Origin of the sequence: uncultured Neptuniibacter sp. (genome assembly GCF_947498015.1) — a bacterium.
GTDB lineage: Bacteria > Pseudomonadota > Gammaproteobacteria > Pseudomonadales > Balneatricaceae > Neptuniibacter.
In genome coordinates this window covers 231,094-257,076 of the sequence record NZ_CANMIR010000005.1, presented here as the reverse complement: position 1 = coordinate 257,076, position 25,983 = coordinate 231,094, and the positions used below count along the sequence as shown (strand labels likewise).

The window sequence follows — 25,983 nt, the reverse complement described above, 5'->3', positions numbered from 1 at the left end:
TCAATCAGCGAGTCTTATGCGCGCGATACGTACTCACCCGTACGGGTATCGATCTTCAGCACTTCACCCTCGTTGATGAACAGAGGTACACGTACAACAGCACCTGTGCTTAGGGTTGCTGGCTTAGAACCACCCTGCGCAGTATCACCTTTCAGGCCTGGGTCAGTCTGTGTCACTTCCAGCTCAACAAAGTTAGCCGGTACAACCGCAATTGGGTTGTCATTGAACAGGGTAACCGTCACAGTATCCTGCTCTTTCAGCCACATTTTGGTATCACCGACAGCGTTTTCATCCGCACCCACCTGTTCAAAGGTGTTTGGATCCATGAAGTACCACAGCTCACCATCGTAGTAGGAGTACTCCATGCTGGTATCCATTACGTCAGCTGCTTCTACACTTTCACCAGATTTAAAAGTACGCTCCCAAATACGCCCAGACATCAGGTTACGCAGTTTCACTCGTGTGAATGCCTGTCCTTTACCCGGTTTAACAAATTCAACGTCAACCATGGAGCATGGATCGCCGTCGATCATTACCTTCATACCATTTTTAAACTGGTTAGTAGAAAAGCTAGCCATAATGTTCTGTATCTCTTGTAATTAGATTCCTCAACCGGCAACCAGCGCCAGCTGTAAAATTGACACACATTCTACTTGAAAGGAGAATGCGAGCAACTTTCAGCGGCTATTCCCAACAAATTATGATGAATTCTTTTCCAAAACCGATTCCATTGATGGAGGAGCGCAGCTGGCAGCAGCTGTTGAGTCATACCGTTGATACCCCACAGGCGTTGCTGGAATGCCTAGATCTGCCCAATTCCCTGCTGGAAGGTGCCGAAACGGGCTCACAGCTATTTCCGCTGAAAGTCCCGCAGCCCTTTATCGATAAGATGGAGAAAGGTAATCCGGATGATCCGCTGCTGAAACAGGTGTTGCCACTCGCCGCAGAAGCGGCGACAGTGCCGGGATTTGTCAGTGACCCCCTGAATGAGTCAGAGTCCAACCCTCTGGATGGCCTGATCCACAAATACAACGGTCGGGTACTGCTGATTCTAAGTGGCGCCTGCGCGGTTAACTGTCGATACTGCTTCCGCCGCGAATTCCCCTACAGCAGCAACCGCTTAGGCAGCGAACAGTGGGACGCTATCCTCAACTACCTCAAAGCCGATCATAGTATTCACGAAGTGATCTTCTCCGGCGGTGATCCACTCGCCACCTCCGATACACGTCTGCAACGGATGCTTAGCGATCTTGAAGCGATCCCGCATCTGCGCCGATTACGCATCCACACGCGCCTGCCGGTGGTGATCCCGCAACGTATCACCACTGAACTGGCCAGTATTTTAGGCGGTACCCGCTTCCAAACGGCTATGGTGCTACACGCCAACCACCCCAATGAGATTGATGGATTACTGGGCGACGCGGTAAACCGATTGAAACAGCAGGGTATAACGGTTCTGAATCAGGCGGTGCTGCTCAAAGGGATCAACGATGACCTGAACACACTGGTAGCACTGAGCGAATCCCTCTTTCAGTACGGTATTCTGCCCTATTATCTGTTCACCCTTGATCCGGTCAAAGGTGCAGCCCACTTTGATCTGCCTGATGAAGCTGCCATCCAGCTGCATCAACAACTTCAGGCAAAACTGCCGGGCTATCTGGTGCCAAAGCTGGCCAGAGAGATCCCGGACAGGCCCTCTAAAACCCTGTTAGCCTGATACGCGGAACGGGGATGAGTTGAAACTTTTTCATACACTGCCCCCTCCCCTTCGGTTCCTGAAACCTCTGCCGATATCTATAAGTCCCCCTTGAGATATCACAGATAGGTGAGCTATGCGTATAGCCGCAGCCGACATCGCACTGGAAAGTGCCTCGCAGAACAGCTCATACAAAGAGGTGCGTGAAGAGCTGACCGAAGGTTACGTTCGCGCTGGCGAAGCCTTCAATAAGGAAAACCTCGTCGCTGGCAGTCACAGAGAGCGAGTGGAGAGAGAAGCGATCACTGTCGTTAAAGAGGAGAAAACGACCTACAGCGATATTCGCCAGCTGATCGCCAAACAGGACGCAGGAAAGTACACCCTCGATCAGTTGATGACAAAAGCTACCGGTAGCAGCCACAGCCTGTTTGAACTCAGCCCTGAGGATAAGCTTAAGATCGAGATGCTGATCCGTATCTTCGAAAGCCTGACCGGCAAACGCTTCAATGTTGGCATGATGAACACCCCGGATGTGGGAATCAATGCCTCCACAGGCACAGATCCAGCCACTCTATCTGACAGCAGTGCGCTCACCCTCAGCTCCGGCGAAGGCGCGCTTGAATACGGTTTGGAGTACAGTTTTGAGGAAACGGTGGTGCATCAGGAGCAGTCCGGTTTCCAGGCAAGCGGTCAGGTCAGAACCACCGACGGCAAAGTGATAGACCTAAACCTGCAACTCAATCTGAGTCGCTCATCACGGGAACACAGCAGCCTTTTTATACGGCTGGGGGCGGCATTGAAAGATCCTCTGGTGATCAATTTCAACGGCACAGCCGCCGAATTGAGTAGCGACACCCTCACCTTTGATATCGATATGGACGGTGATCAGGAACAGATACACCGTCTGGCTGAATCGAGTGGCTATCTGGCGCTGGATAAAGATAACAACGGCGAGATCGACCATGGAGGTGAACTGTTTGGTGCCATCACCGGGAACGGTTTCGACGAGCTCGCTCAATATGATAATGACAACAACGGCTTCATTGATGAAGCTGATGATATCTGGGGTTCACTGAAGATCTGGGTACAGCACTCCGATGGCAGTAGCAGTCTGTTTACGCTGGCAGATAAAAACATCGGCGCCCTCTACCTGGGCTACACCTCCACCGATTGGGAGTTAACCGCAGGCGATAACAGCGATGAGATCGCGGGTAAAGTCAGAGCCACCGGGTTATTTCTGGATGAATCAGGTCAGGCGGGGACGTTACAGCAGATCGATCTGGTCGTATAACGCCTGTCAAAATCGGCTGTTAATACGCTTGACCACAGCAATGAGCGGTGTGCTAAGATCGAACGGTTGGATCAGCAATTGGACGCTAAGGAATCAGCATGGACTCGCAACAGCAGCCCTCACCCAAAAGTTATGCGGTGGCAGTATCTCTCTCGGCAATTTTTGGTGTTATGGGCATCCACCATTTTTACCTCGGTCGATACCTAGAAGGCATCATCGATTTTAGCCTTCTAATCATCACCCTCTATTTCTATATCAACGGCGAAATACTCTGGGCCCTGCTCTTTTTTGCCATCGATGGAATCCATACCTTTATCATCACCATCATGCTCCTCACCGGATCATTCAAAGATGGTCATGGACGATATGTTTGCTACCCCGGACAAAAACTGAAATCTGTAAATTAAGGATAATTCAATGAATGACACAACAACTGAAATCACCCCGGTAGAAGAGGTTCAACTGAGCGAGAAGGGTTTTGTACCTACGCTACTGCTCTGCTTTTTCCTCGGCGCCTTTGGCGTTCATCGCTTCTATGTAGGAAAAATTGGAACCGGTATTCTGATGCTGCTCACCCTGGGTGGATTGGGTATCTGGGCGCTGGTCGATTTTATTATCATTGCGGTTGGATCGTTTAAAGACAAAGACGGCCGCATCATCAAAGCGCAATAGCCCTGCCAAGCACCCGCACACAGTTTGTGGGTGCTTACTATCACCCTATAGATCCAAACGCCTCACCGCTTCACGTTTAAACCCCCGCTCCTTAATATAAGCTTCGATCTGATCGATTCGCTTCAGCAGGTCAGGATGGGTGGATAACCATTCCATGTGAAAAGAATCCTCCTCCGGCTGGCTCTGGGCTAACCGCTCAAAAAACGTTGTTGCGCCTGCCACATGACCGTAGTTTCTCTGCAGAGTCTCCACCGCGATCAGATCCGCTTCCGTCTCCTGCTCCCGGCTAAAGAAGAGCATACCGATCTCAGAACCGGTACTAAACACGCCACCGGCATCCCCCGTGACAAAGCCGTAGAAGATCTGTACCAAAGCTCCCCGGCTGATACTGACAATAGGATCCCTCTGTTTAATATGCGCAAGTTCATGGGCCAGCACCATCGACAGCGAATTTTCATCCGGCATCGCCTCCACAAGGCCCTCAAACACAAAGATATGCCCTCCCAGGGTTGCAAATGCATTCTGCTCTGCGGCCGGAAGCAGATAAACCGTGATATCCATCCCCTCCTCCAGCTGCATCGCGCTACCCAGCTCAGCCACCAGCGTCTGTAGAGATTCCTCCACCTGCAACTGTTCAGGCGTGAGTTCCCGATGCTGTTTAAACAGGGTGATATAGGGGGTAACAAAGCGCTTTTCGAGCGAAAAAGGGATCTGAGTCAGTAAGCGATCCGCAAACCAGATCACCGAACCCAGCAGCAGAACAATTCCCAACAGCCCGAATAGAAGAAAACGCATAAAATTGCGCAGCTCATGCTGATGGTTGTCAGGAAACTGGTAGTACTCCGATGCGCCTTTATCCATGGCAAACAGATCCTTTTTGAGTGGGGCAGCAAAACTGCCAGAGGGTTTACAAAATAGAACTTAGGTCATTCTAGTGCACTGGTCGACCGCAGGGGGCAAATCTCCTAATACCCTGCACTTCGAGCGAAAGCAGCGTTTTAATTGTTATATGCTCATCGGGGCTTAGCTTAATCATCACTTAGAAATAACGCCCGCGTAATGGGCTAGTTTGTAGCGCCAGCGGAAAACTAGTCCCAATTGACGCGCTTGTTATAAGGCGCCTACTCTTCACTAAAAACCTGTGCTATTTCTTCTGCTGTTAGCTCAATCGGCACAATTCGCAGAAGCCCATTTACTATTGATGGCTCGAAGTACTCTTTTAATCTATCGGTGTTTCTTGTAATTCTAAGCGAATCGGACTCTTCACCTTCAATATCTACAAGTAATAAATTTAAGTGTGCATTTGCTTTTTTGACTTTGTTGTATAAATAGATTTTGTTGAGCATTAAGTAAACTCTTTCGCGCATCATGATAGATGAAGCTCTAGCAACCTTTACCTCAACAAATATTTCACTTTCACCTGTATTAATATACCCATCATATATGGGGTGCATATTGCTCACCGCATCTATGCCGCTGAATTGAGTTACCAGCTTTGCTTCTTGGATAAGATCGTAATCTGTTAAATTACGTTTTTGAAGGAAGTGAGAAAATGCAAACTCTTCCAATCTCTGGTGGTTTACGCGCCTTCTTACTGGTCTGGCTCTTTCTGTAGATTCTTCATTTTCTTCTGTTCTCTTCTTTGTTATTTCTTCGTCAGTTGCTTTTTCAACACCCATCTTTTTAGCTAGATCGTCAGGAAAGCCAATGATGTTGGTGCTGGATTGATTCTGTGAGATTGACGTTACAACATTTACTAGTTCTTTTCGAAGCTCTGTGTTCTCAGAGTTCAGTTTGCTGATAGAGGTATCTTTAGCTTTGATTTCTCTGGACATGGTTAACATTTTCCCAACGCTAAAGTTATCAAAGCTTTCACTTAGAACAATAACAACCAATAGAACTATTAACGTAATAATTCCAGTAGATATAGTTCCCTTTGGTTCAAGTGACAAAAAGCTATAGGCTACGATCCATACTATAAAACCGGTCAATGCCACTATTAAGGCTCTTACAAAATTATTGGTTTTCTTATCGGTCATAGATGATTCCATTTAGCCTTATAACGCTTAAAGCAGCCGCGCAGTATGCGTCGGATGCCTTTCCTTGTTAGGTGTTTTCTTCTTCACCCACTTCTTGCTTTAGCTTTTTAATATTTAATCTAGTTATTTCATCTTGCATAGGTTGAATGACAGTGTGCCAAACTCTGAAGCCATACCCAATCATAAAGACACCGACAAATATGATTACGCCAATACAAATTAAGTAAAATTTCTTATTCTGAGTTGCTATTTTGAGCTTGCTATCCAATACGTGGTAACGAGCCTCCTCAGCCAATGAACGAACAGTTTCTGGCTTATGCTTAAGTGTCTGATATTCAACAGTAGTATCGTAGATTAAATTATTAGTCGATTGGTTAACGTAAATTAATCCACCAGAACCAAACACAGCTAGCAAAAGACCAAATAAAGCATAGAATTTATAGATATTGTCCGTTGGTAAAGGAATTCGACTTTCCACTCATTTATCCTCGTCTCTGTTATGACACCTAACGCCCTGAATAATGGGCTCAGCACGCAGTGCTGAGTCCTTGATTGATTTGTTTGTTAGGTGCCGTTCACCTGAGAATGAAATCCCGTTTCATCCAGCAGTTTTATGAACCATTCCCAGTACCACTCAAAAGCATCTTCTATAGTAATAAAATCGCTGTCTGTAATTTCTATGCTGTGAGGCGTCTTAGGGTGTGTTAGCCGATTACGAATTCCTTTAGCACTCTTTAGGGAACCCCAACCGCTATCGGAGTATGTGGCGGTATACGTTGAATCTAAAGCTTTTATGAATGACTTTGCCGCGAATTTTATATTTGATTGGAGTTCTAGCATTTCAAAGGTTAAGTCAGCTTCGCCGGAGTCCTTAAGCTTGTACTTTTCTTCATTGAGTAAAGCAAGTTCGGCAGCAGAAAATGTGACTCTGTTAGCTACGGCTCTCTCAAGGGCAATTTGCTTGAGTTGAAACGTTATACCTTCAATGAAGGAAAATACCGAACGTACATAAACTCGTCGTAATCGTTCAATGTTTTTTGCATCACTTTGTTGCCCTATAAGAAATTTGACCATCTCTACTTCTTGATGAAGCCTCCAGGCGATCTCATTGTAATTCTCGATAGTGTCGGTCATCTGTGTGCACCTAACGCCCCAGGTAAGGGGCACGAAGCGGCATTGCCGCGAAGTGTCCCGCCCGTAGGGCAAACTTGACCTGTTTGTTATACGTGATTTCTTCCATATACGCTCGATGCGACCAACCCGGCTATGCATGCGAAAAAAAAGGCACCGGATGTCACCCAAAAAGAACTGCGCAAGCTATCAATGAGCCACGCCATGATTTCCTTGTGGTGTAGGGCATTTTTCCTGTCGGCCCTTTCCTCAGGGGTTGGTTCGTAGTCTTTTAAGCTACCGTCTAAGCCAAGATACTTTTGGAGTTCTTCTCCCATAACGTAAGCACTCTGAGCGTGAAGCAAAGTGACTTGGTGACGCCTCTCTAATGGAAGGGAGGAGTCATTGTATGCCTGGTTCACGACTTCGGCGATTTTCTCCGGGAGCTTGGTTGCAGATAAGTTGCTTTCAGCGATGTGCAGAGAGTACGCAGCCATCACTATGGAGATTACAAACCCACATAAGCCACAAAGGAGGTATTTGAAGGACGCCTCGAACCCGTTTCGGCGGAATTTGAAAACCCCGTAGGAAAATGCAGTTATAAAAGCGCCATACCAGCCAATATCTCGTACGACCCGAATTCCCCATTCCAAATAGGCTTCAGAAGAAGACATGTCCGAAATGGAGAAGTCTATGAGGAATTCACGCACCAAGTGGCTTAGGCCAAAAAGTACAAAGAAGACCAAAATAACATTGTTAATCTTGGAATTTAGCTTCATAGGTTCGAATCAGCGTACGTATAACAGCTAAATATACGTCAGAGTGTCGTGTTTAATTGCGACAATTTGACGTATATCTTCTTGAATAAAAATCAGGGATAGGGTGTATCTGTTTGAACTGCATGGCCTTTCCCTGCCTGAGGTTTTCTCCTCCATGGAGAAAAGTACAAAATTGTCCCTCTATCCTCGCACAGGCCGTGACAGGATGAAAACTGTAGATTAGTACAGCACAGGGAGAGGCTATGGCCTCGGCTGTGAGTCCGGCTATCGGGGGAGATTTGCGCACCGTTATTGGGAACCCGTGCGCAACCGAGCCTATTTTTTGGGCGCAGGCGCCATCGGGAATGCGGTAATCGTACCTTTGGCTTCCGTGATTTTGGGGGTGCCCTCATGCTCCACCTCATCGATACGGATCACCGCATGGTTCGGGATATAGGAGCGCTTCACGCCGCTAAACTGATTCTTCAGTTTCTCCTCACCGGGATCGATCACCAGTTCTGAGCGGTTGCCAAAGACAAACTCCTCCACCTCGAGGAAGCCCCACATATCACTCTGATAGACATGCTTTGCATAGATTTCGAACACCTGATCCTGATTCACAAAGATCACACGGTAGATACGGTCTTCTTTAGCCATGATTACCCACTATTTCCAAACTGTCAGTTGACTGGCTATATGGGGGAGCGGCGCTTAATTTCAAGCCATAGCCGCTCTCTTTGGAGTGATGCAGGGCAGAGCGTGGGGCAGAGCGTGGGGCAGAGCCGCTCCCCTGCTTCCGCTTAATAGCTTCTATAGGGGAGGAATTTCCCGGAGAGCACAACGTTTACGCGATCACCGTTGGGGTTCTCTTCGCGCTGGATATCCATGGAGAAGTCGATCGCGCTCATGATGCCATCTCCAAACTCCTCATGGATCAGCTCTTTGATGGTGCTGCCATAGACATTCACCACCTCATACCAGCGGTAGATCAATGGATCAGTCGGGACCTCTGTCGGCAGTGAGCCTTTGTAAGGCACGATCTGCAACCAGGCAACGGCTTCATCAGGCAGATCAAAGATCTCACCCACAATCGTGGCCTGCTCTTTATTGAAAGTCATCTGGCCCAGACAAGCGGCTGTGGTCCACTCTTTTGATAGGCCGATCGCATCCGCGACCTCCTTCCACTGAACCCCTTTGGCAACTTTCTTAGCGAGTATTAATGCGGTGACTTCTTCACGATTACTGATCATGCTCAGTTCCTCATTTTCAATTTATAGATAGGTATGGATATAAGCCAGTAAGCCAGCAGTCGTCGCTGCCAGCCCAAAAGAGAGGCTTTTCCAGAAAAGCAGGGGGTTTCTTTCCAACAACGGTGGACGCGTTTTACTCAGGTATGCCGGGTTGGGATGACGCAGGTCGTAAAGGAACTCAGACAGCTCTGAGTAGCGTTTGTACGGACTCGGCTGTAACGCTTTACGCAGGGTTTCATCCAGCCAAACCGGCAGTTCCCTCTCATCATCCAGTACGGAGCAGTACTTCAGCCGGTGTTGCGCCGCTGCACTTTTCGCTTTAGCCATACCGGTACCGTAAGGAAATCGGCCGGAGAGCAGGTGGTAGGCGATCGTCGCCAACGAGTAGAGATCGGATCGGTTCGAGATCACCTCACCAACAAAATACTCAGGCGCCATATACATCGCTGTGCCTTGCCATTCGGGCTGTGCCAAGGTGTTCTCAGCTTCAACAATACCGGCGACGCGGACAGCGCCGAAGTCGATGATTTTCACCGTGCCACTGCTATCGATCATGATATTTTCCGGACGCAGATCCTGATGCAGAATCTCCTTACGGTGCATCGCGAGCAGCCCCTTGCCGATCTGCTCAATGATATTGCGTGAACTCTCCAGATCCGGAGAGGGGTGATCCCTCAGCCACTGGGCGAGGGTTTGCCCCTCGATATACTCCATCACGGTGTAGAGATAGTTTCGCTCACGGCTCTGCAACCCAGCTTTCATCACATGGGCACTGTTGATACGGCGGGCGACCCACTCCTCCATCAGAAAACTTTCCAGATAAGCAGGATCCCCACTGAGATCAACCGAGGGGGTTTTCAGAACGACCTGTGTTTTCGATTCCAGATCCTCGGCCAGATAGACCCGACTGCGACTGTTGGCATGCATCTCCCGCAGGATGCGGTAGCCATCGAACTGATCACGCGCTTGCAGAAGTGGCGGCAGGGCAAGCTGTTCAACCTGCTGCTGCAGAGAACTAGCCACCTGCGGCAGTTGATCAACCCGTGCAATCTGCAGGGTCAGGTTATCGCTACTGCCATTCTCAAGCGCCCTCTCCACGATGACCTGCGCAGCTTTATCCAGATCAGCGCTATGTTGATCCAGCGTATCGAGCAGCTCCTGTGCTTCACTGAACTCATAGACACCATCGGTACAGAGCAGATAGATATCGCCCTCCTTCAAGGGTTGTTGCTGATAATCCAACTCTAAGTTCAACGTCACCCCTAACGCCCGGCTCAGATAGCTCTCATTTTTGGATTTCCAAACCCGGTGATCTTTGGTGAGCTGCTCGATACCGCCACCACGCAGTCGATAGATACGGCTATCACCGATATGGAACAGATGAGCGATCTGCGCCTTGAACACCAGTGCACTCAAGGTACACACATAGCCTTTGTCTTTATTAAAACGGTGCTCACTACGCTGAGTCTGTGAGAACAGCCAGCCATTGATCGACTCCAGCACGCGCTCCCCGGAGCGTCGAACCGTCCAGGCATCGGAGGTGCTATAGAAGTCCTCCAGAAAGCTTTTTACCGCCGTTTCACTGGCGATCTGACTGACATCACTGCTGCTGATGCCATCTGCCAACGCTAAGGCCACACCTTTCAGGCTGAGCTGCGGCTCTTTAGGTACGACCGCACCGTGAAAGTCCTGATTCAGAGGCTTAACACCTTTATCTGAACAGTGCCCTGTACTTATCTTAAGTTGCTTGCTCATAGGGGCAGCTCACATCGATATCGGGATAGAGACCCACTGTGTTCAGAAGGGAAAATCCGACAACCCGAGTGGTTGCCGGATCTGTTGATCAGATACATATCTGAAGTGTTAGCGGTTAAAGGGCTGCAACGGGTTTCATTGAATCCGCCGCTTTGCGCGCTTTACTCTCTTTAACATGCGTCAGGTAAAGTGGCAGACCTACCAGCAGGAAGCCACCGAACAGGTTACCCAGAGCCGTTGGAATCTCATTCCAGATCAGGTATTCCATAATGGTGAAATCACCTCCCATGATCATAGAGAATGGGAACAGGAACATATTTACGATTGAGTGCTCGAAAGCCATGTAGAAGAAGAGCATGATCGGCATCCACATCGCTGCCATTTTGCTACCAGCAGAGGTCGAGATCATGGCACCTACCACACCCATAGAGACCATCCAGTTACACAGCATGCCGCGGATAAAGATGGTGAACCAACCCAGAACACCCTGCTCTTTGTAACCCAGGGTCCTCGATTCCCCGATCGCACTGACCTTATCGGCCACTGCACCGCCTTCCACCTGATAACCATAGGTCAGAATAAAGGAGGCAAAGAAAGCCACCATCAAAGCGCCTGACAGGTTACCGAGAAACACCAGTCCCCAGTTACGCCACAGCTGATTCATGGTGCATCCCGGACGTTTATCAATCACAGCCAGCGGCACCAGAGTGAACACCCCGGTGAGCAGGTCAAATTTCATCAGATAGAGCATGATGAAACCGACAGGGAAGAGTAATGCACCTAATAACGGGTTGCCGGTTTTAGTGATGACGGTAATCGCAAAGAATGCCGCCAACGCCAGGATCGCACCCGCCATAAAAGCACGAATATAGGTGTCCTTGGTGGACATGAAGATCTTCTGTTCACCTGCATCGACCATTTTGGTCGCAAATTCACTGGGTTCTAAGTACGCCATAATAGGGCCCCTCTATTTTTTGGTTAAGCGATGCACTGCTGAGCAGTAGCGAAAAAAAAGCGCCACCCTCCTCTCGCATCAGCAAGAGCAGCGTGGACGCCGTTGTCCCGTAGAGTCTTTTTTATCCTTTGATCGCCATTGATCAATTTACGTTAGCTAATGCAGAAGCTGTGCCAAAACACAAAAAATCCTGACAAACCCCTTACAAATCAACAACTAAACATAAGCATGTGATTTAAACAGATCACGATCAGGCAAGATAATTGTGCAGGCGCACAATTTACGCACCAGAATATCTCCGTGTTGATATCCAACGGACAGCACCCCAGTTCAAGCCACAGAGAGGAGCCAAACAACCTCTGCAATACTCGCCTGAAAGGCTCAATCAGCTATCACCCTGCCAGTAACCCCTGACGACAGCCCCTCTCGCGATACTCCCTCTTTAAAACGCAAGCGCTATCGAGTTAGCCCGCGGCATAAAATGAATCGATTTCAGCTCAAGCCAACTGTTCATTATCTGGACGCTTCAGTATAATGCCCGGTCCTTTACGACCCCCGGTTCGCAGAAACGGAACCCGGTTTATGACCCACGCAAGATACAGGTGAACAATGGCGAAAAAGCTGTTTATAAAAACCCATGGTTGTCAGATGAATGAATACGACTCCGCGCGTATGGCTGACCTACTGGGCGAAAGTCATGATTTAGAGCTGACAGAGGATGCTGCTGAGGCAGATGTGCTGTTGCTTAACACCTGTTCGATTCGTGAAAAAGCACAGGAGAAGGTGTTTCATCAACTGGGTCGCTGGCGCAAGCTGAAAGAGCAGAACCCCGAGCTGAAAATCGGCATCGGCGGCTGTGTTGCCAGTCAGGAGGGGGACAACATCCTCAAACGCGCGCCCTACGTTGATATGATCTTCGGCCCGCAAACACTGCATCGCCTGCCTGAGATGATCACCGAATCAAATGACGGCGGCGTTGGTATTGTTGATATCTCGTTCCCGGAGATTGAGAAATTTGATCACCTGCCCGCCCCTAAAGTAGAGGGTGCCGAAGCCTTTGTTTCGGTCATGGAGGGGTGCTCTAAATACTGTACCTTCTGTGTGGTTCCCTATACGCGCGGTGAAGAGGTTAGCCGCCCACTGGATGATGTTATCACCGAGTGTGTTGAGCTGGCTGAACAGGGTGTTCGCGAAGTCAATCTGCTTGGGCAGAATGTAAACGCTTACCGTGGGGATACACATGATGGCGACACGGCTGATCTGGCAGAGCTGATCCGCAGCGTGGCAACCATTGAGGGGATTGACCGTATCCGCTTCACCACCAGCCATCCGGTTGAGTTTACTGACAGCCTGATCGAAGCCTATGAAGAGGTACCGGAGCTGGTTAGCTTCCTGCATCTGCCGGTACAGAGCGGCTCCGACAAGATTCTGATGGCGATGAAGCGTGGGCACACCGCACTGGAGTATAAATCCAAGATCCGTCGCATCCGTAAGGCTCGTCCTGATATTGAGATCTCCTCTGACTTTATCATCGGCTTCCCTAACGAGAGTGATGCGGACTTCGAAGCGACCATGAAACTGATCGAAGATATCGGGTTCGATAACAGTTACAGCTTTATCTACAGCCGCCGTCCGGGTACACCTGCCTCAGATCTACCGGATAACATCGATGAAGAGACCAAGAAAAAGCGCCTGCAGATCTTACAGAGCCGGATTATTCAGAACGCGCAGCAGATCAGTCGCCGTATGGTCGGGACAACACAGCGCATTCTGGTTAACGGCTACTCCAAGAAAGATCCGGGCCTGCTCTCAGGGCGGACGGAAAACAACCGCGTGGTTAACTTCCGTTGCGATAACCCGGACCTGATCGGTCACTTTGCGGATGTAAACATCGCACAGGCCTATGCAAACTCTCTGGTTGGTGAACTAATCTGTTCCGAACTGGATGACAACTTTACACAGAAAGCGGGCTAACCTATTGAGCACTGCACAATCGATCAAACTGACACTGGAACCGGAAAACGCTGAGTTTCTGGCGAATCTATGCGGCCCGTTTAATGAACACATTAAGCTGCTGGAAAAACGTCTGGGCGTTGAGATCCGAAGCCATGGAAACCATTTCCAGCTGCTCGGTGATGTAGATGTTATCCGTCTGGTGTCAGAGATGCTGGAATCCCTGTATGCGGATGCGCGTCAGGATAAACGCCTGACCCCTGATCAGATTCATCTGCTGATTCAGCAGAGCGGGCTGGAGCAGATCAACAGCCACCAGAAGGTGAAGGATACTGATATCAGCATCCGTACCAAAAAAGCACTGATCCGCCCTCGGGGTGAAAATCAGCAAGGCTATGTTCGCTCGATCCTTCAACACGATATCAATTTCGGCATCGGCCCTGCGGGTACCGGTAAAACCTACCTGGCGGTAGCCTGTGCAGTCGACGCGCTGGAGCGTGAAGAAGTTGATCGTATCCTGCTGGTACGTCCAGCAGTTGAAGCCGGTGAAAAGCTGGGCTTCCTTCCTGGTGATCTCAGCCAGAAAGTCGATCCCTATCTGCGCCCGCTGTATGACGCACTCTATGAGATGCTCGGTTTCGAGCGGGTTGGCAAATTGATCGAGAGGAATGTTATCGAGGTCGCGCCGCTGGCTTATATGCGTGGACGCACCCTGAATAACTCCTTTGTCATTCTCGATGAGAGCCAGAACACCACGCGTGAACAGATGAAAATGTTTCTGACACGTATCGGCTTTGGCTCCACAGCGGTTATTACCGGCGATATCACTCAGGTGGATCTACCCAAAGGCACTCGCTCCGGCTTGATCCATGCGATGCAGGTGCTGGATGGGGTGAAGGATATCGGCTTCACCCAGTTCACAGCTAAAGATGTCGTACGACACCCGTTGGTACAGCATATTGTTCGTGCGTATGAGCGTTTTGAAAAACAAAACGATACTCAGGAATCTAAATCATGAGTTTTGATTGCGACGTACAGTTCGAGGTTGAAGGCGAGCTGCCGGAACCGGCCCAATTTGAAACATGGGTTAATACCGCACTCTGCAAACAACTGGATGAGGGAGAGGTCTGCATACGCATTGTATCTCCTGAAGAGAGCCAAACGTTAAATCACACCTACCGTGGCAAAGACAAGCCCACCAATGTACTCTCATTTCCGTTTGAAGTCCCTGAGGGGATCCCTCTGCTACTGCTCGGTGATCTGGTGATCTGTGCGGATGTCGTAGCCAAAGAAGCAGAGGAACAGAACAAGCCCTTATTCGACCACTGGGCACATATGGTCGTACATGGCTGCTTGCATCTTATCGGTTTCGATCATATAAATGATGAAGATGCCGAGGAGATGGAAAATCTGGAACGGGAAATCCTGGCAATGATGGACATTGCTGATCCCTATCGGGATAACAACTAATTCAGGAACACTACAAAACCATGAGCGAAGACCGATCGGGGCAATCAAAAAGCTGGCTTGGAAAATTAACCCAGGCATTCAGTGATGAGCCTCGCAGCCGTGAAGACCTGTTGACCGATCTACGGCAGGCTACCGATGAAAACCTGCTCGACAATGAAGCACTGAATATTATGGAAGGCGCCATGCAGGTGTCTGACATGCAGGTTCGAGATGTGATGGTGCCACGCTCTCAGATGGTTGTGGTGGAAGCTGACCAAACCCCTAAAGAGTTTCTACCGGTCATCATCTCCAGTGCCCACTCCCGTTTCCCAGTGATCGGTGAAACCCCCGATGAGATTCTCGGCATACTGCTCGCTAAAGATCTGCTACCTCTTATTCTGGAAGGCAATCTCGATCAGTTCGACCTTCCGAGCAAACTGCGCTCTGCAACCTTTATCCCTGAATCGAAACGTCTGAACGTCCTCTTGAAGGAGTTTCAGGTAACCCGTAATCATATGGCGATTGTCATGGATGAGTACGGCGGCGTCTCTGGCCTGATCACCATCGAGGATGTCCTTGAGCAGATTGTGGGCGAAATTGAGGATGAGCATGACAGCGAAGAGGATGACGGTAATATCAAACCGTTCGATGAGAATGGCTTTATCGTTAAAGCGCTGACCCCCATTGAAGATTTCAACGAATATTTCTCGGTAGACTTTCCTGAAGAGGAGTTTGATACCATCGGTGGTATCGTGACGCAGCAGTTCGGACGTTTACCGAAAAAGGATGAGAGTGTTGAGATCGATAACTTCCAGTTCAAAGTGCTCTCTGCTGATACCCGTCGTATCCGCCTGCTACAGGTAAGCCGTAACGGATAAGCCTTCATGCTGATGCGAACACTGTTAGCTTTGATTGCCGGCGCGCTGATCGCACCGTCGCTGGCACCCTTCAGCATCCCCCTGCTGGTAATCGCCCCCCCTGCTCTGCTCTATATCGTAAGCCACAATCTTTCAGGTCGCCGCGCGGCCTGGATCGGATGGTGCTTTGGTCTGGGTTTCTTTGGCAGCGGCGTTTCCTGGGTTTTTGTCAGTATCTATGAGCACAGCCAGACACCCCTTGCCATTGCCGTCGTCCTGACCACACTGTTTGTCGCAGCACTTGCACTGCTCTTCAGCCTGCAACTTTATCTCTGGCGCCGCTTCTTCTCAGCCCGCCTGATCGCAGTTAGCTTTGCTGGCCTCTGGCTACTGTTTGAGTGGGGCCGCAGCTGGTTGTTTACCGGGTTTCCCTGGCTCTATCTGGGTAACGCCGCACTGGATACTCCTTTCCAGCACCTTTTGCCTGTGGGTGGCGTCTGGCTCGGCAGCCTGGCGATACTGATCACCGCAATGGCACTGACAGGGGTACTCTTACATCGAAAATTGCTTGCCCTAGTGTTTCTGCCGCTCCCCTTTCTGCTGGGTTCGCTTTCCGAGCACAACTGGACAACACAGCTGGAAGAACCGATCGAGGTGGCGTTAGTACAGCCCAATATTCCCCAGCAGATCAAGTGGAATCCCAGCTTTCGTACTGAGATTCTGGATAAATATGCACGTCTATCGCGCCCACATCAGGACACCGAGCTGATGCTCTGGCCTGAGACTGCGATCCCCGCCCTGTTCAGAAATGTTGCCACCCCACTAGCTACGTTGCTTAATGACTTAGATAGCAACGGAGTCACCCTGATCAGCGGCCTGCCCAGCCTTGAGCCTGATGCATCACACCCGAAGGGGTACCGTATTCACAACAGCCTTGCGACGCTCACCACCGGCAGTGGTGTTTATCATAAACAGCGTTTGGTTCCCTTTGGCGAATATCTCCCTTTCGAGCAGCACCTAAGAGGCGTACTGGACTTCTTTAACCTCCCCATGTCGAGTTTCTCCCTACCTGAAGGCAAACAACCCCTGCTAACTATCAGGAACCACCGCATCAGCGCTGCGATCTGCTACGAGATCGCCTACCCTGAGCTGGTACGCAAAAGTGCCAAAGAATCTGCACTGCTGCTTACCGTCTCTAACGATACCTGGTTTGGGCACTCCATAGCGCCAGCCCAGCATATGCAGATCGCCCGTGCACGTGCGCTTGAGAATAGTCGCTGGCTTATTCGCGGCACCAACAACGGCCTGACGGGGCTTATTTCGCCACAGGGTGAGATCGTTAAACAACTCCCCCCCTTCCAGAAAGGGGTCCTGCGAGGACAGGTCTATGCCTCCGTAGGGGAAACTCCCTTCCAGCAGTTTGGCTCCTGGCCAGTTCTGGCTATCGCACTGTTTGCAGCATTATCCGGGGCTGGTAGAAGGCGGGGCCGGAGCGGAGAGATCACTCAATCCGATCCGGTATAAGAGGATTAAATGGCCTAATCGGCTTCGCCGGGCCAGGGCTTTGAAACCCGTTTAAAGTACGTTTTCCCGCAGTTATGACAGGGTTCCAGCTTCGCTGTTTTCTCCAGCTGAAACTGCGCTTCACAGCTCAGGCACTCCAGTGTACCGACGGTCGCCAGCTCACCCGCAAGATACTGCTCTTCATCATGATCCAGCTGCTCGCGAAGTGTTTCCTGACCAATACGGGTCTGATCTGCAATCAATTTGAGTTGATCGACAAAAGCTTTCTCCAGAGCATTCAGATCAAAATGCAACCAGGCAGCAATCCCTTCGCCGGTTTCATGGGCGTAGAACCCCAGTTTTTTCAGATCACGAGCCAGATACGCCTTCATCAGGTCGAGTTCATCTCGGGTCATATCCGCTGCCGCCAACTCCAGCTCTACAGCATCATGTATTTTCTCCTGCAACAGATCCCAGGAGCGAGCTTCAGAGCTCTGCAAGTCCTTAGTCAGGCGCAACAACACCCGATCATAGTCAGCAGAGGCCAGTTTAGATTTGTTATTGCCATTTGCGTCCATAAAACCACCTCGTTTTTAGCGGAAACTCTGTTTGCTCCCTTGTATATATTGTATGCTATACCGCAATTCGCAAACATTTATTAACCGGTGTCAAAAGAGTTCTGTGCTTTTTCAAGTACTGGCTTGTCGATACCGGTTTTTCATCATAGGCATTACGATTCACGAACATGAACGAACAATACCGCCCACAAAAGATAGAACCACAAGTCCAGAAGCACTGGCAGGACAACGACAGTTTTAAATGTGAAGAGGACCTGCAGAAGGAAAAATTCTACTGCCTGTCTATGTTCCCGTACCCAAGTGGGCGACTTCATATGGGTCATGTTCGTAACTACACCATCGGTGATGTAGTTTCTCGCTATCAACGCATGCAGGGTAAGAATGTTCTTCAGCCAATGGGCTGGGATGCTTTCGGCCTGCCTGCTGAAAATGCAGCGATGAAAAACAATGTTGCTCCAGCCAAGTGGACCTATGAAAACATCGATTACATGCGTAACCAGCTCCAGCAGATGGGATTCGGTTATGACTGGAACCGTGAGCTGGCAACCTGCCATCCTGAGTATTATCGCTGGGAGCAGTGGTTCTTTACCCAGCTAATGGATAAAGGCCTGGTGTACAAAAAAGAGGCCGAGGTTAACTGGGATCCTGTAGATCAGACCGTTCTGGCAAATGAGCAGGTTATCGATGGTCGAGGCTGGCGCTCCGGTGCTCTTGTCGAGCGTAAGAAAATCCCTCAGTGGTTCCTTAAAATCACGGATTACGCCGATCAGCTACTGGATGATCTGGATAAGCTTGATCAGTGGCCCGAACAAGTTCGGACCATGCAGAAAAACTGGATCGGTCGCTCCGAAGGTGTTGAACTCACCTTTGATGTTGCCAACTATGGTGAACTGGATGTGTTCACCACACGCCCTGATACATTGATGGGGGTGACCTATGTTGCCGTCGCTGCCCAACACCCGCTGGCGATTCAGGCTGCAGCAAATAACCCTGAGCTGGCTGCATTCGTTGAAGAGTGTAAGAACATCAAAGTTGCCGAAGCTGATATGGCGACGATGGAGAAGAAGGGGATGGCGCTGGGCGTCACCGCCACGCACCCGCTGACCGGTGAAGAGGTGCCTGTCTGGACTGCAAACTTCGTCCTGATGGATTACGGTTCCGGTGCTGTGATGTCGGTACCTGGGCATGACCAGCGTGATTGGGAGTTTGCTACCAAATACGGACTACCGATCAAACAGGTTATCCGTCCACTGGATGACGAAGTGGTTGATCTGGAAGTGGAAGCCTATACCGAGAAAGGTGCTCTGGTAAATTCAGGTGCTTACGATGACCTGGAATTCGATATGGCGTTCAAAGCGATCGCATCGGATCTGGAAGCCAAAGGTAAGGGCAAAGTTACCGTCAACTATCGTTTACGTGACTGGGGTGTATCCCGTCAGCGTTACTGGGGCGCGCCAATTCCGGTAATCAACTGCGCCAGCTGTGGTTCAGTACCCGTTCCGGAAGATCAACTGCCCGTTGTACTGCCGACAGATGTGGAATTTGATGGCAGCGGTTCTCCGATTAAAAAGATGGAGAGTTTCATCAACACCACCTGCCCTAAGTGTGGTGGTGCGGCAGAGCGTGAAACGGATACATTCGACACCTTTATGGAGTCCTCCTGGTACTACGCACGCTATGCATCACGCAGCAGTGATAATGCTATGCTGGAACCAGAAAAAGCTAATTACTGGCTACCTGTCGATCAGTATATCGGCGGTATCGAGCACGCTATTCTCCACCTGCTTTACTCCCGTTTCTTCCATAAGCTGATGCGTGACGAAGGTCTTGTCGATAGCGATGAGCCATTCAAGCGTCTGCTGTGTCAGGGGATGGTACTGGCTGACAGTTACTACCATGAAGATGAAAAAGGCGGGCAGGTCTGGGTTGCTCCAACCGATGTCGATGTCAAAACAGATGATAAAGGCCGGGTTATCTCTGCTACTCACCGCAGCAGCGGTCAGGTATTGCAGCACGATGGCATGTCTAAGATGTCTAAATCGAAGAATAACGGCATCGACCCTCAGGTGATGATCGATCGTTACGGTGCTGATACAGTTCGTCTGTTTATGATGTTTGCTGCACCACCAGAACAGTCTCTGGAATGGTCAGACACGGGTGTAGAGGGGGCTCATCGCTTCCTGAAACGCCTGTGGAAACAGGTTCACGATCACCTGAATGTCGGTGGTTCTGAGATCGCAATCGACAAAGAGCAGCTGACAGACGTACAGAAAGAGCTGCGCCTTAAGGTACATGCAACAATCCAGAAAGTGTCTGATGACATTGAGCGTCGCCAGACCTTCAATACTGCAATTGCTGCAGTGATGGAACTGTCTAATACGATCGCCAAGTTTGTCGATATCAGCGAGCAGGGCCGTGCCGTTATGCAGGAAGCGCTGGAAGCTGCGGTTCTTCTGCTAGCACCCATCGTCCCGCATATCAGCCATCAGCTATGGCAGGAGCTTGGCAACAGCGACGAAGCACTTACCGCACCATGGCCACAAGTAGATGAATCCGCACTGGTGCAGGACACTATCCAGTTGGTTGTCCAGGTTAATGGTAAAGTCCGTGCGAAGATCAATGTCGCGGCTGATGCCGATGAAGATGTTGTTCTGCATACAGCGCTGGCCGACGAAAATGTGCAGAAGCATATGGCTGATAAAACCATTCGTAAGAAGATTGTTGTACCAGGTCGACTGGTCAATATCGTTGTAGGCTAAGTGGATATTTAAAAGGAGCAGAGATGTTGCAGCACTGGAAAGCGATCACGATAAAATTCATTCTGATCAGCCTCACATTCAGTTTACTGACTGCATGTGGATTCCACTTGCGGGGTGTTCAGGACGTTTCTGCTGAAAAAAGCAGAGTGACACTGATTGCCAACAACGCCAGTAATAATCTGCTCCAAAGCCTGCGCCAGAATATGAAGTTTAATGGCATTATTGAAACTCAGGATGCCCCTTACCAGCTTCATATTCTGGACCACCGCTACAAACGCAGAACGGTAACACTGAACAGCGATTCTGATGTCGATGAGTACGAGCTTTCTGTTGAGGTCACCTACCTGATTGCTGATTCAGAAGGCAAACCTCTCAGCAGTGATATCAGACTGCAGCGTGAGCGTAGCTATACCTATGATAAAGATGCAGCAACAGCCAGCTCTGAGCAGGAATCGCAGTTAAAACGCGAACTGTATGAGTCCGTTGCGCAATCAATTCTGCGACGCTATCTGGCCAACAAGTAGCTTATAGCCGCTTCTCATATGAAACTTCGTCCCGAACAACTCAGCGGCCAGATAGGTAAAGACCTTGCTCCGGTCTATCTGGTCACCGGTGACGAACCGCTCTTATCAGAAGAGAGCTGTGATCTGCTTCGTTCCCACCTTCAACAGCAGGGCTTTTCCGAAAGGGAGGTCCTACACGTTGATGGTAGCTTTAGCTGGGAGTATCTGCTCGAGTGCGCGAACGCACTCTCTCTGTTTGCAGAGAAGAAGATTATTGAGCTCCGTCTGGGCAGTTCTAAACTCAACAAACGCTCCAGCGAGATCCTACAACAGTATTTAAGCAATCCCTCCCCGGATAATATCCTCCTGATCATTGCCGACAAACTGGATGGTGGCGCAAAAAAAAGTGCCTGGTTCAAAGCGGTTGATAAAAGCGGTGTAATTGTTGAAATATGGCCGGTAGAAACCGCGCAGTTGCCGAACTGGATTCGACAACGTGCCGCACAGATTGAACTGCAGCTAAATGAGGAGGCGATCCAGCTCCTCTGTGACCGTATCGAAGGAAACTTATTAGCTGCCAAGCAGGAGCTGAGTAAACTGAGCCTGCTGTTTCCTCATCAAGTCGTTACCGCTGATGATATTGTCGACGCCGTCTCTGATAGCTCTCGATATGATATCTACGGTTTAGCCGACGCAGCTCTGCAGGGACAACCCGCTCGCTGCTGTAAAATCCTTCAGGTTCTCAGACAGGATGGAACAGAGCCACCTGTGGTTCTCTGGGCTTTATCTAAAGAACTACGCTCCCTCGCAGCTATCCAGCAAGCTCAAAACAGCAGCCAGTCGTTTGATGCCGTTTGTCAGAGAGAGCGGATCTGGGGAAAACGTAAACCACTCGCACGTCAGGCGGCACAGCGCCTCTCTGGTAAGCAGCTTAACCAAGCTCTTCAACATTGCGCTGAGGTCGATAAGATCGTTAAAGGGATGGCGACAGGTGATTCCTGGTTGCTCCTGACCTCTATCGCGCTGATCCTCTCTGGCCGCCCTCTCGCCCTTTAATAACCCTTAACCACCAAAGCGATACAAAAAAGAATAACAAAGCCTAACAAATAGTATCATTTTTGATATTAATCATTAAATCTCTCATGGTCGTTGCCTATTATTAATAGGAGATAACATAAACTGAGGGTACCTCCCCATGAGCACCGAGATAGATAACGCCAATGCAGGGAGCAGTGACGATCCACTGATGGACTTCTCCAACTGCCATGTTGGAATCATCAATAACTTTAACAGTTTGCTGGAGCTGTCCCGTACCAATATTGATAACCCGGTCCAGAGAGAGATTAGAGATACCGCTAAGAAGCTGTACAATTTTTTTCGCGATGTTGTCCTCGAACACCATGCTGAAGAGGAGCAGGAACTGTTTGCTGAAGTAGCTGATTCTGCCCGAAGCCCAGGCGCTGATTCATCCAGAGCACTTGAAATGATTGAGCAGTTGACTCAGGAACATCGCTCTCTCGAATCGCAGTGGCAAGCGCTGGAAAAGGATATTAAACAGCTATCAAAGGGAAAATATTGTGTGTTAGATCAGGCTGCTGCAGCCAAGCTCGCCCATGAGTATCTGCAACATGCAAACTTTGAAGAGCAGGATTTTTTACCCCTTTCAGCAAAACTGCTGGGCGACAAAGGACTCTCTTCACTGGGTTTATCACTCCACATGCGCCACTCCACTGTAAGTATTCCAAACTATATCTGATTTCCCAGCGGGTAGACTTATCAACAACGGCTCTACCCGCTGCTCTACCTTTTCCGTACACTGGTTCAATTCTGCTCAATCCGCTATGATGCTTTTAAAATCAGACAGATAGAATCTTATGCGTATTTCAGCTTACTTTGTTCTGCTTTTCTGTTCACTGATACTAGCCGGCTGTGACAGGGAGACTCCTCCCGAGAAGATGACCGCAGGTGAAGATATCTATGGCTATTACTGCAAAAACTGCCATGAAAATAAGGGCCCCGGCGCTAACATGGAGCGCTTTGCAGGCAAACAGCCGATGAAACCTTATAAGATCATCCTGATGATAAAATATGGGTTTAATCAGGATAGCCACAGCATGCCCCTGTTTGACCAATTGAGCGAGGAACAAGCCGATGCGGTTGCCCGTTATGTGGTATCACTCCAGATGGAACACATAAACAGGTAATCAGGCAGAATTAATCGTGTTATAGCGTTCCTGTATCGCTATCAGCTCCCGATCATAATCGCCCTGAGGGATATGGATATCGAGCACACCGGCCCGCTTATTCCGGTAGTCAATAAATGCCATCACGATAGGTACTCCAGCACCATTCGCGATGTGATAAAACCCTGATTTCCACTGTGTAACCTCTCCTCGCGTCCCCTCTGGAGAGAGCAGGATTCGTAATTTTTCCGATCGACCAAACGTTTCAACCATCGTATCCACCAGTTGTCCCCTCTGACTCCTGTCAACCGGAATTCCACCTAACCAATGCATCAACGTCGAACATGGAAACCGGAAAAGACTGGCTTTCCCCATCCAGTGGATCTGCATATCCAGAGAGAAAGCGACCATTAAGCTAAAAGGCAGGTCCCAGTTCGTTGTATGTGGCGCCGCAATGATCACGCATTTATCCAGACCCTCAGGTATCTCTCCCTCTATACGCCAACCCAGCAGCTTCAGTATCAGATTCGACAAGCTGCGCAGCAAAGGGGTCACCATCGGGGTATTAAATAGTGTTGTTGTCAACAAAGGTTAACCCCTGAAAAGTCTTTTAGATATAACCCTACCATCAGGGTGCAACCTGCACTGACAAGTGTCCACCCTTACCAACGTCGACCCTAACCCCAAAGACTGTTGGCGATGATGAGAGATCCAGTTGATCCGCTCCAAATGTCTGCTGCCACTCCTGGCCAGCGACTCGCCAAACGATTGTAGCTACATTATTCCTGAATGGGCGGGGCGGAAATGAATTTGAGCAGAAGCCTCCGGGAGCCACCTGCTTACATACCACCTGACTGTGGGTTTTAGGTACAACGATCGTTAGGCTATCGAGCGTATCACCTGAGTCATTCACAACCTCTATAGAGTGGATAAGTGAACGGCTAGACACTACAGAGGGCGAAGCCATACACCCATATAGGGCGGAAAAGAGGAGGAGGTAAAATAAAATTCGCGTCATCATACACCCAGTATAGTGACAACAGCGGAAAGGGTTAAGTATTGATATAGAAGCGTTAATAAGGGGAGCTGAATGGCACTCCCCTATACTTTTCAGGGGTTATCAGACGAGTTGATGTCCAACAGTCGTCGCCAGCTTGATATTGTCATGCAGCGGGCAGCGATCACAGACCAGATCCAGAAATGCACTCTTTTCCGCATCACTCATGTCAGCATCGATCTCCGCTTCTACGCGAATCTCCTGAAAACCAACACGATCATCCGTTTCCTTGCCAAGTAGCCCCATCGGATTCAGATCAGCTTCTACCCGGATCTCCATGCCGCGAAGGTCAATTTTCTTCTGACTGGCAGCAATTCGGCCGATGCTGCCGATACAGCCCGCCAGCGAAAATAGGAAGTATTCCAGCGGCGTTGGACCTTCATTGGTACCGCCACCAGCTTGAGGCTGGTCTATAACAACTTTATGGTCACGAATATCTGCACGAATGGCACATCCTGAACCCATATTAGCGGTAACTTTGATTGTTTTAGCGGCCATGCTTCCCCCACGTTAGAAGATCATAAATTAGATCAAACTAATTTATTGGATTCTATGCACAAACACAAGGCAGCTAGCATAAAAAAGGCTGCCGGTTCAGGGGCAGCCTTAGTTTGAATCGGCCAGAGGTCTAACCGACTTTCTCACCCTTCGCCTGCAGGTCTGCATGATAGGATGAGCGTACAAGTGGACCACATGCTGCGTGTTTAAAGCCCAACTCTTTAGCTATACGACTAAACTCGTCAAACTCCTCAGGTGTAACAAACCGCTCCACTTTCAGGTGGCTTCGACTTGGCTGCAGGTACTGCCCGATTGTCAGCATATCGACATCATGTGCACGCAGATCTTTCATCACCTGAATGATCTCATCATTGGTTTCACCAATACCCACCATTAAACCTGATTTAGTGCGCACACCCGGATTCTTCGCCTTGTACTTTTTCAGTAAGCGCAGTGACCACTCATAATCAGATCCCGGACGCACCGCTTTGTACAAGCGAGGAACGGTTTCCATATTGTGGTTAAACACATCAGGCGGTGTATCCGTCAGAATATCGATCGCAATATCCATACGTCCACGGAAGTCCGGAACCAGGATCTCCATCTCGATACTGGGTACCTGTTTACGGGTTTCGCTGACACAATTAGCAAAATGCTGAGCACCACCATCGCGCAGGTCGTCACGATCTACAGAGGTCACGACTACGTAACGAAGCCCCATATCTGCGATCGCATCAGCCATCTCTTTCGGCTCATTTTCATCAAGTGCATTAGGCCGACCATGAGCAACATCACAGAATGGGCAACGACGGGTGCAGATATCCCCCATAATCATGAAGGTTGCCGTTCCATGACTAAAGCACTCGCCCAGGTTTGGACAGCTTGCCTCTTCACACACGGATGCCAGTTTATGCTTGCGCAGTTTGCCCTTAATCCGCTGAACTTCCGCATTCGATCCCATTCGCACACGCAGCCAGTCTGGTTTACGTGGCATATCTTCTTTGGCGGTAGGGATGACTTTAACCGGAATGCGATCAACTTTATCAGCACCGCGCAATTTCACGCCCTGCTCTACTCGCTTCTTCGCTGTAACTTTATTGTTATCTTCTGACATCTA

General features: G+C 49.5%; 29 protein-coding genes. 14 read left to right on the top strand and 15 right to left on the bottom strand.

The window, feature by feature from the left end; genetic code table 11:
• Positions 1 to 14: 14 nt before the first annotated feature.
• Positions 15 to 578 (bottom strand): elongation factor P, encoded by a 564-nt coding sequence (gene efp, locus Q0882_RS08865; RefSeq protein ID WP_299180343.1) that lies wholly within the window; start codon positions 576 to 578, stop codon positions 15 to 17.
• A 122-nt stretch (positions 579 to 700) separates the two neighbouring features.
• Here efp and epmB point away from each other — a divergent pair, with 122 nt between their 5' ends.
• From epmB to Q0882_RS08845, 4 genes are all read left to right on the top strand, one after another.
• Complete coding sequence (gene epmB / locus Q0882_RS08860; RefSeq protein WP_299180340.1) at positions 701 to 1,717, top strand: EF-P beta-lysylation protein EpmB; 1,017 nt, start codon at positions 701 to 703, stop codon at positions 1,715 to 1,717.
• A 115-nt stretch (positions 1,718 to 1,832) separates the two neighbouring features.
• On the top strand, positions 1,833 to 2,987 hold the full coding sequence (locus Q0882_RS08855) for a hypothetical protein (protein WP_299180337.1): 1,155 nt from the start codon (positions 1,833 to 1,835) through the stop codon (positions 2,985 to 2,987).
• A gap of 98 nt (positions 2,988 to 3,085) precedes the next feature.
• A complete protein-coding gene (locus Q0882_RS08850) occupies positions 3,086 to 3,394 on the top strand; it encodes an NINE protein (protein ID WP_299180334.1) in 309 nt (102 codons plus the stop codon).
• 10 nt (positions 3,395 to 3,404) lie between these two features.
• Entirely contained in the window at positions 3,405 to 3,659 is a 255-nt protein-coding gene (locus Q0882_RS08845; RefSeq protein ID WP_299180332.1) for a TM2 domain-containing protein, read from the top strand.
• Between the two features lie 45 nt (positions 3,660 to 3,704).
• Here the strand turns inward: Q0882_RS08845 and Q0882_RS08840 are convergent, their stop codons facing one another.
• The 9 genes from Q0882_RS08840 to Q0882_RS08800 form a co-directional block, all read right to left on the bottom strand.
• Positions 3,705 to 4,520, bottom strand: coding sequence for a M48 family metallopeptidase (locus Q0882_RS08840; protein WP_299180329.1), 816 nt, complete (start codon positions 4,518 to 4,520; stop codon positions 3,705 to 3,707).
• A gap of 260 nt (positions 4,521 to 4,780) precedes the next feature.
• Positions 4,781 to 5,698: a hypothetical protein gene (locus Q0882_RS08835; protein ID WP_299180326.1), complete on the bottom strand. Its 918-nt coding sequence runs from the start codon at positions 5,696 to 5,698 to the stop codon at positions 4,781 to 4,783.
• A 67-nt stretch (positions 5,699 to 5,765) separates the two neighbouring features.
• Positions 5,766 to 6,176, bottom strand: a complete 411-nt coding sequence (locus Q0882_RS08830; protein ID WP_299180324.1) for a hypothetical protein — start codon at positions 6,174 to 6,176, stop codon at positions 5,766 to 5,768.
• A gap of 86 nt (positions 6,177 to 6,262) precedes the next feature.
• Complete coding sequence (locus Q0882_RS08825) at positions 6,263 to 6,832, bottom strand: hypothetical protein (RefSeq protein ID WP_299180322.1); 570 nt, start codon at positions 6,830 to 6,832, stop codon at positions 6,263 to 6,265.
• Positions 6,833 to 6,918: 86 nt separating this feature from the next.
• A complete protein-coding gene (locus tag Q0882_RS08820) occupies positions 6,919 to 7,587 on the bottom strand; it encodes a hypothetical protein (RefSeq protein ID WP_299180319.1) in 669 nt (222 codons plus the stop codon).
• 315 nt (positions 7,588 to 7,902) lie between these two features.
• Positions 7,903 to 8,223, bottom strand: a complete 321-nt coding sequence (locus Q0882_RS08815; protein WP_299180317.1) for a DUF1820 family protein — start codon at positions 8,221 to 8,223, stop codon at positions 7,903 to 7,905.
• Between the two features lie 143 nt (positions 8,224 to 8,366).
• Complete coding sequence (cynS, locus tag Q0882_RS08810; protein ID WP_299180315.1) at positions 8,367 to 8,816, bottom strand: cyanase; 450 nt, start codon at positions 8,814 to 8,816, stop codon at positions 8,367 to 8,369.
• Positions 8,817 to 8,837: 21 nt separating this feature from the next.
• Positions 8,838 to 10,571, bottom strand: a complete 1,734-nt coding sequence (locus Q0882_RS08805; RefSeq protein ID WP_299180312.1) for a bifunctional protein-serine/threonine kinase/phosphatase — start codon at positions 10,569 to 10,571, stop codon at positions 8,838 to 8,840.
• 115 nt (positions 10,572 to 10,686) lie between these two features.
• Positions 10,687 to 11,526, bottom strand: coding sequence for a formate/nitrite transporter family protein (locus tag Q0882_RS08800; protein WP_299180309.1), 840 nt, complete (start codon positions 11,524 to 11,526; stop codon positions 10,687 to 10,689).
• A 609-nt stretch (positions 11,527 to 12,135) separates the two neighbouring features.
• Here Q0882_RS08800 and miaB point away from each other — a divergent pair.
• Genes miaB through lnt form a run of 5 tightly spaced genes read left to right on the top strand, consistent with a single transcriptional unit; the run spans position 12,136 to position 17,309 of the window.
• On the top strand, positions 12,136 to 13,500 hold the full coding sequence (gene miaB, locus Q0882_RS08795; protein WP_299180307.1) for a tRNA (N6-isopentenyl adenosine(37)-C2)-methylthiotransferase MiaB: 1,365 nt from the start codon (positions 12,136 to 12,138) through the stop codon (positions 13,498 to 13,500).
• 4 nt (positions 13,501 to 13,504) lie between these two features.
• Positions 13,505 to 14,497, top strand: a complete 993-nt coding sequence (locus Q0882_RS08790) for a PhoH family protein (protein WP_299180305.1) — start codon at positions 13,505 to 13,507, stop codon at positions 14,495 to 14,497.
• Entirely contained in the window at positions 14,494 to 14,949 is a 456-nt protein-coding gene (gene ybeY / locus Q0882_RS08785; protein ID WP_299180302.1) for an rRNA maturation RNase YbeY, read from the top strand. Before Q0882_RS08790 ends, ybeY begins: the two co-directional genes overlap by 4 nt.
• 20 nt (positions 14,950 to 14,969) lie before the next feature.
• A complete protein-coding gene (locus Q0882_RS08780; protein WP_299180300.1) occupies positions 14,970 to 15,806 on the top strand; it encodes an HlyC/CorC family transporter in 837 nt (278 codons plus the stop codon).
• A gap of 6 nt (positions 15,807 to 15,812) precedes the next feature.
• Complete coding sequence (gene lnt, locus Q0882_RS08775) at positions 15,813 to 17,309, top strand: apolipoprotein N-acyltransferase (RefSeq protein WP_299180297.1); 1,497 nt, start codon at positions 15,813 to 15,815, stop codon at positions 17,307 to 17,309.
• A 14-nt stretch (positions 17,310 to 17,323) separates the two neighbouring features.
• Here lnt and Q0882_RS08770 read toward each other — a convergent pair whose 3' ends face one another.
• Positions 17,324 to 17,866 carry a metalloendopeptidase gene (locus Q0882_RS08770; RefSeq protein WP_299180294.1) on the bottom strand — a complete coding sequence of 181 codons (543 nt, stop codon included), beginning with the start codon at positions 17,864 to 17,866 and terminating at the stop codon, positions 17,324 to 17,326.
• Positions 17,867 to 18,033: 167 nt separating this feature from the next.
• Between Q0882_RS08770 and leuS the strand changes: the two genes are divergently transcribed.
• The 5 genes from leuS to Q0882_RS08745 all read left to right on the top strand — a co-directional run bounded on the left by leuS (position 18,034) and on the right by Q0882_RS08745 (position 23,332).
• The gene (gene leuS / locus Q0882_RS08765) at positions 18,034 to 20,625 is read left to right on the top strand and encodes a leucine--tRNA ligase (protein ID WP_299180291.1); all 2,592 of its coding nucleotides are present in this window, start codon (positions 18,034 to 18,036) and stop codon (positions 20,623 to 20,625) included.
• Positions 20,626 to 20,648: 23 nt separating this feature from the next.
• Entirely contained in the window at positions 20,649 to 21,149 is a 501-nt protein-coding gene (lptE, locus tag Q0882_RS08760) for an LPS assembly lipoprotein LptE (protein WP_299180288.1), read from the top strand.
• 18 nt (positions 21,150 to 21,167) lie between these two features.
• On the top strand, positions 21,168 to 22,184 hold the full coding sequence (gene holA / locus Q0882_RS08755) for a DNA polymerase III subunit delta (protein ID WP_299180286.1): 1,017 nt from the start codon (positions 21,168 to 21,170) through the stop codon (positions 22,182 to 22,184).
• Positions 22,185 to 22,323: 139 nt separating this feature from the next.
• Positions 22,324 to 22,884 carry a hemerythrin domain-containing protein gene (locus tag Q0882_RS08750; protein WP_299180283.1) on the top strand — a complete coding sequence of 187 codons (561 nt, stop codon included), beginning with the start codon at positions 22,324 to 22,326 and terminating at the stop codon, positions 22,882 to 22,884.
• 118 nt (positions 22,885 to 23,002) lie between these two features.
• Positions 23,003 to 23,332, top strand: coding sequence for a cytochrome c (locus tag Q0882_RS08745; protein ID WP_299180280.1), 330 nt, complete (start codon positions 23,003 to 23,005; stop codon positions 23,330 to 23,332).
• Here Q0882_RS08745 and Q0882_RS08740 read toward each other — a convergent pair whose 3' ends face one another.
• From Q0882_RS08740 to lipA, 4 genes are all read right to left on the bottom strand, one after another.
• Positions 23,333 to 23,899, bottom strand: coding sequence for a lysophospholipid acyltransferase family protein (locus Q0882_RS08740; protein ID WP_299180277.1), 567 nt, complete (start codon positions 23,897 to 23,899; stop codon positions 23,333 to 23,335). It lies immediately after the preceding gene.
• A 40-nt stretch (positions 23,900 to 23,939) separates the two neighbouring features.
• Positions 23,940 to 24,260: a hypothetical protein gene (locus Q0882_RS08735; protein WP_299180274.1), complete on the bottom strand. Its 321-nt coding sequence runs from the start codon at positions 24,258 to 24,260 to the stop codon at positions 23,940 to 23,942.
• 171 nt (positions 24,261 to 24,431) lie between these two features.
• The gene (locus Q0882_RS08730; protein WP_299180271.1) at positions 24,432 to 24,866 is read right to left on the bottom strand and encodes an OsmC family protein; all 435 of its coding nucleotides are present in this window, start codon (positions 24,864 to 24,866) and stop codon (positions 24,432 to 24,434) included.
• 130 nt (positions 24,867 to 24,996) lie between these two features.
• Positions 24,997 to 25,980: a lipoyl synthase gene (gene lipA, locus Q0882_RS08725; protein WP_299180268.1), complete on the bottom strand. Its 984-nt coding sequence runs from the start codon at positions 25,978 to 25,980 to the stop codon at positions 24,997 to 24,999.
• Positions 25,981 to 25,983: the final 3 nt, after the last annotated feature.

Bases quoted from the DNA above. Each gene is read 5' to 3' on its own strand.
- Q0882_RS08855 (WP_299180337.1), top strand. From the start codon at position 1,833: ATGCGTATAGCCGCAGCCGACATCGCACTGGAAAGTGCCTCGCAGAAC.
- efp (WP_299180343.1), bottom strand. From the start codon at position 578: ATGGCTAGCTTTTCTACTAACCAGTTTAAAAATGGTATGAAGGTAATG.
- leuS (WP_299180291.1), top strand. From the start codon at position 18,034: ATGAACGAACAATACCGCCCACAAAAGATAGAACCACAAGTCCAGAAG.
- Q0882_RS08780 (WP_299180300.1), top strand. From the start codon at position 14,970: ATGAGCGAAGACCGATCGGGGCAATCAAAAAGCTGGCTTGGAAAATTA.
- Q0882_RS08845 (WP_299180332.1), top strand. From the start codon at position 3,405: ATGAATGACACAACAACTGAAATCACCCCGGTAGAAGAGGTTCAACTG.
- Q0882_RS08825 (WP_299180322.1), bottom strand. From the start codon at position 6,832: ATGACCGACACTATCGAGAATTACAATGAGATCGCCTGGAGGCTTCAT.
- Q0882_RS08745 (WP_299180280.1), top strand. From the start codon at position 23,003: ATGCGTATTTCAGCTTACTTTGTTCTGCTTTTCTGTTCACTGATACTA.
- Q0882_RS08840 (WP_299180329.1), bottom strand. From the start codon at position 4,520: ATGGATAAAGGCGCATCGGAGTACTACCAGTTTCCTGACAACCATCAG.
- holA (WP_299180286.1), top strand. From the start codon at position 21,168: ATGAAACTTCGTCCCGAACAACTCAGCGGCCAGATAGGTAAAGACCTT.
- Q0882_RS08850 (WP_299180334.1), top strand. From the start codon at position 3,086: ATGGACTCGCAACAGCAGCCCTCACCCAAAAGTTATGCGGTGGCAGTA.
- epmB (WP_299180340.1), top strand. From the start codon at position 701: ATGATGAATTCTTTTCCAAAACCGATTCCATTGATGGAGGAGCGCAGC.
- lptE (WP_299180288.1), top strand. From the start codon at position 20,649: ATGTTGCAGCACTGGAAAGCGATCACGATAAAATTCATTCTGATCAGC.
- lnt (WP_299180297.1), top strand. From the start codon at position 15,813: ATGCTGATGCGAACACTGTTAGCTTTGATTGCCGGCGCGCTGATCGCA.
- Q0882_RS08835 (WP_299180326.1), bottom strand. From the start codon at position 5,698: ATGACCGATAAGAAAACCAATAATTTTGTAAGAGCCTTAATAGTGGCA.
- Q0882_RS08805 (WP_299180312.1), bottom strand. From the start codon at position 10,571: ATGAGCAAGCAACTTAAGATAAGTACAGGGCACTGTTCAGATAAAGGT.
- cynS (WP_299180315.1), bottom strand. From the start codon at position 8,816: ATGATCAGTAATCGTGAAGAAGTCACCGCATTAATACTCGCTAAGAAA.
- ybeY (WP_299180302.1), top strand. From the start codon at position 14,494: ATGAGTTTTGATTGCGACGTACAGTTCGAGGTTGAAGGCGAGCTGCCG.
- Q0882_RS08800 (WP_299180309.1), bottom strand. From the start codon at position 11,526: ATGGCGTACTTAGAACCCAGTGAATTTGCGACCAAAATGGTCGATGCA.
- miaB (WP_299180307.1), top strand. From the start codon at position 12,136: ATGGCGAAAAAGCTGTTTATAAAAACCCATGGTTGTCAGATGAATGAA.
- lipA (WP_299180268.1), bottom strand. From the start codon at position 25,980: ATGTCAGAAGATAACAATAAAGTTACAGCGAAGAAGCGAGTAGAGCAG.
- Q0882_RS08820 (WP_299180319.1), bottom strand. From the start codon at position 7,587: ATGAAGCTAAATTCCAAGATTAACAATGTTATTTTGGTCTTCTTTGTA.
- Q0882_RS08770 (WP_299180294.1), bottom strand. From the start codon at position 17,866: ATGGACGCAAATGGCAATAACAAATCTAAACTGGCCTCTGCTGACTAT.
- Q0882_RS08815 (WP_299180317.1), bottom strand. From the start codon at position 8,223: ATGGCTAAAGAAGACCGTATCTACCGTGTGATCTTTGTGAATCAGGAT.
- Q0882_RS08730 (WP_299180271.1), bottom strand. From the start codon at position 24,866: ATGGCCGCTAAAACAATCAAAGTTACCGCTAATATGGGTTCAGGATGT.
- Q0882_RS08750 (WP_299180283.1), top strand. From the start codon at position 22,324: ATGAGCACCGAGATAGATAACGCCAATGCAGGGAGCAGTGACGATCCA.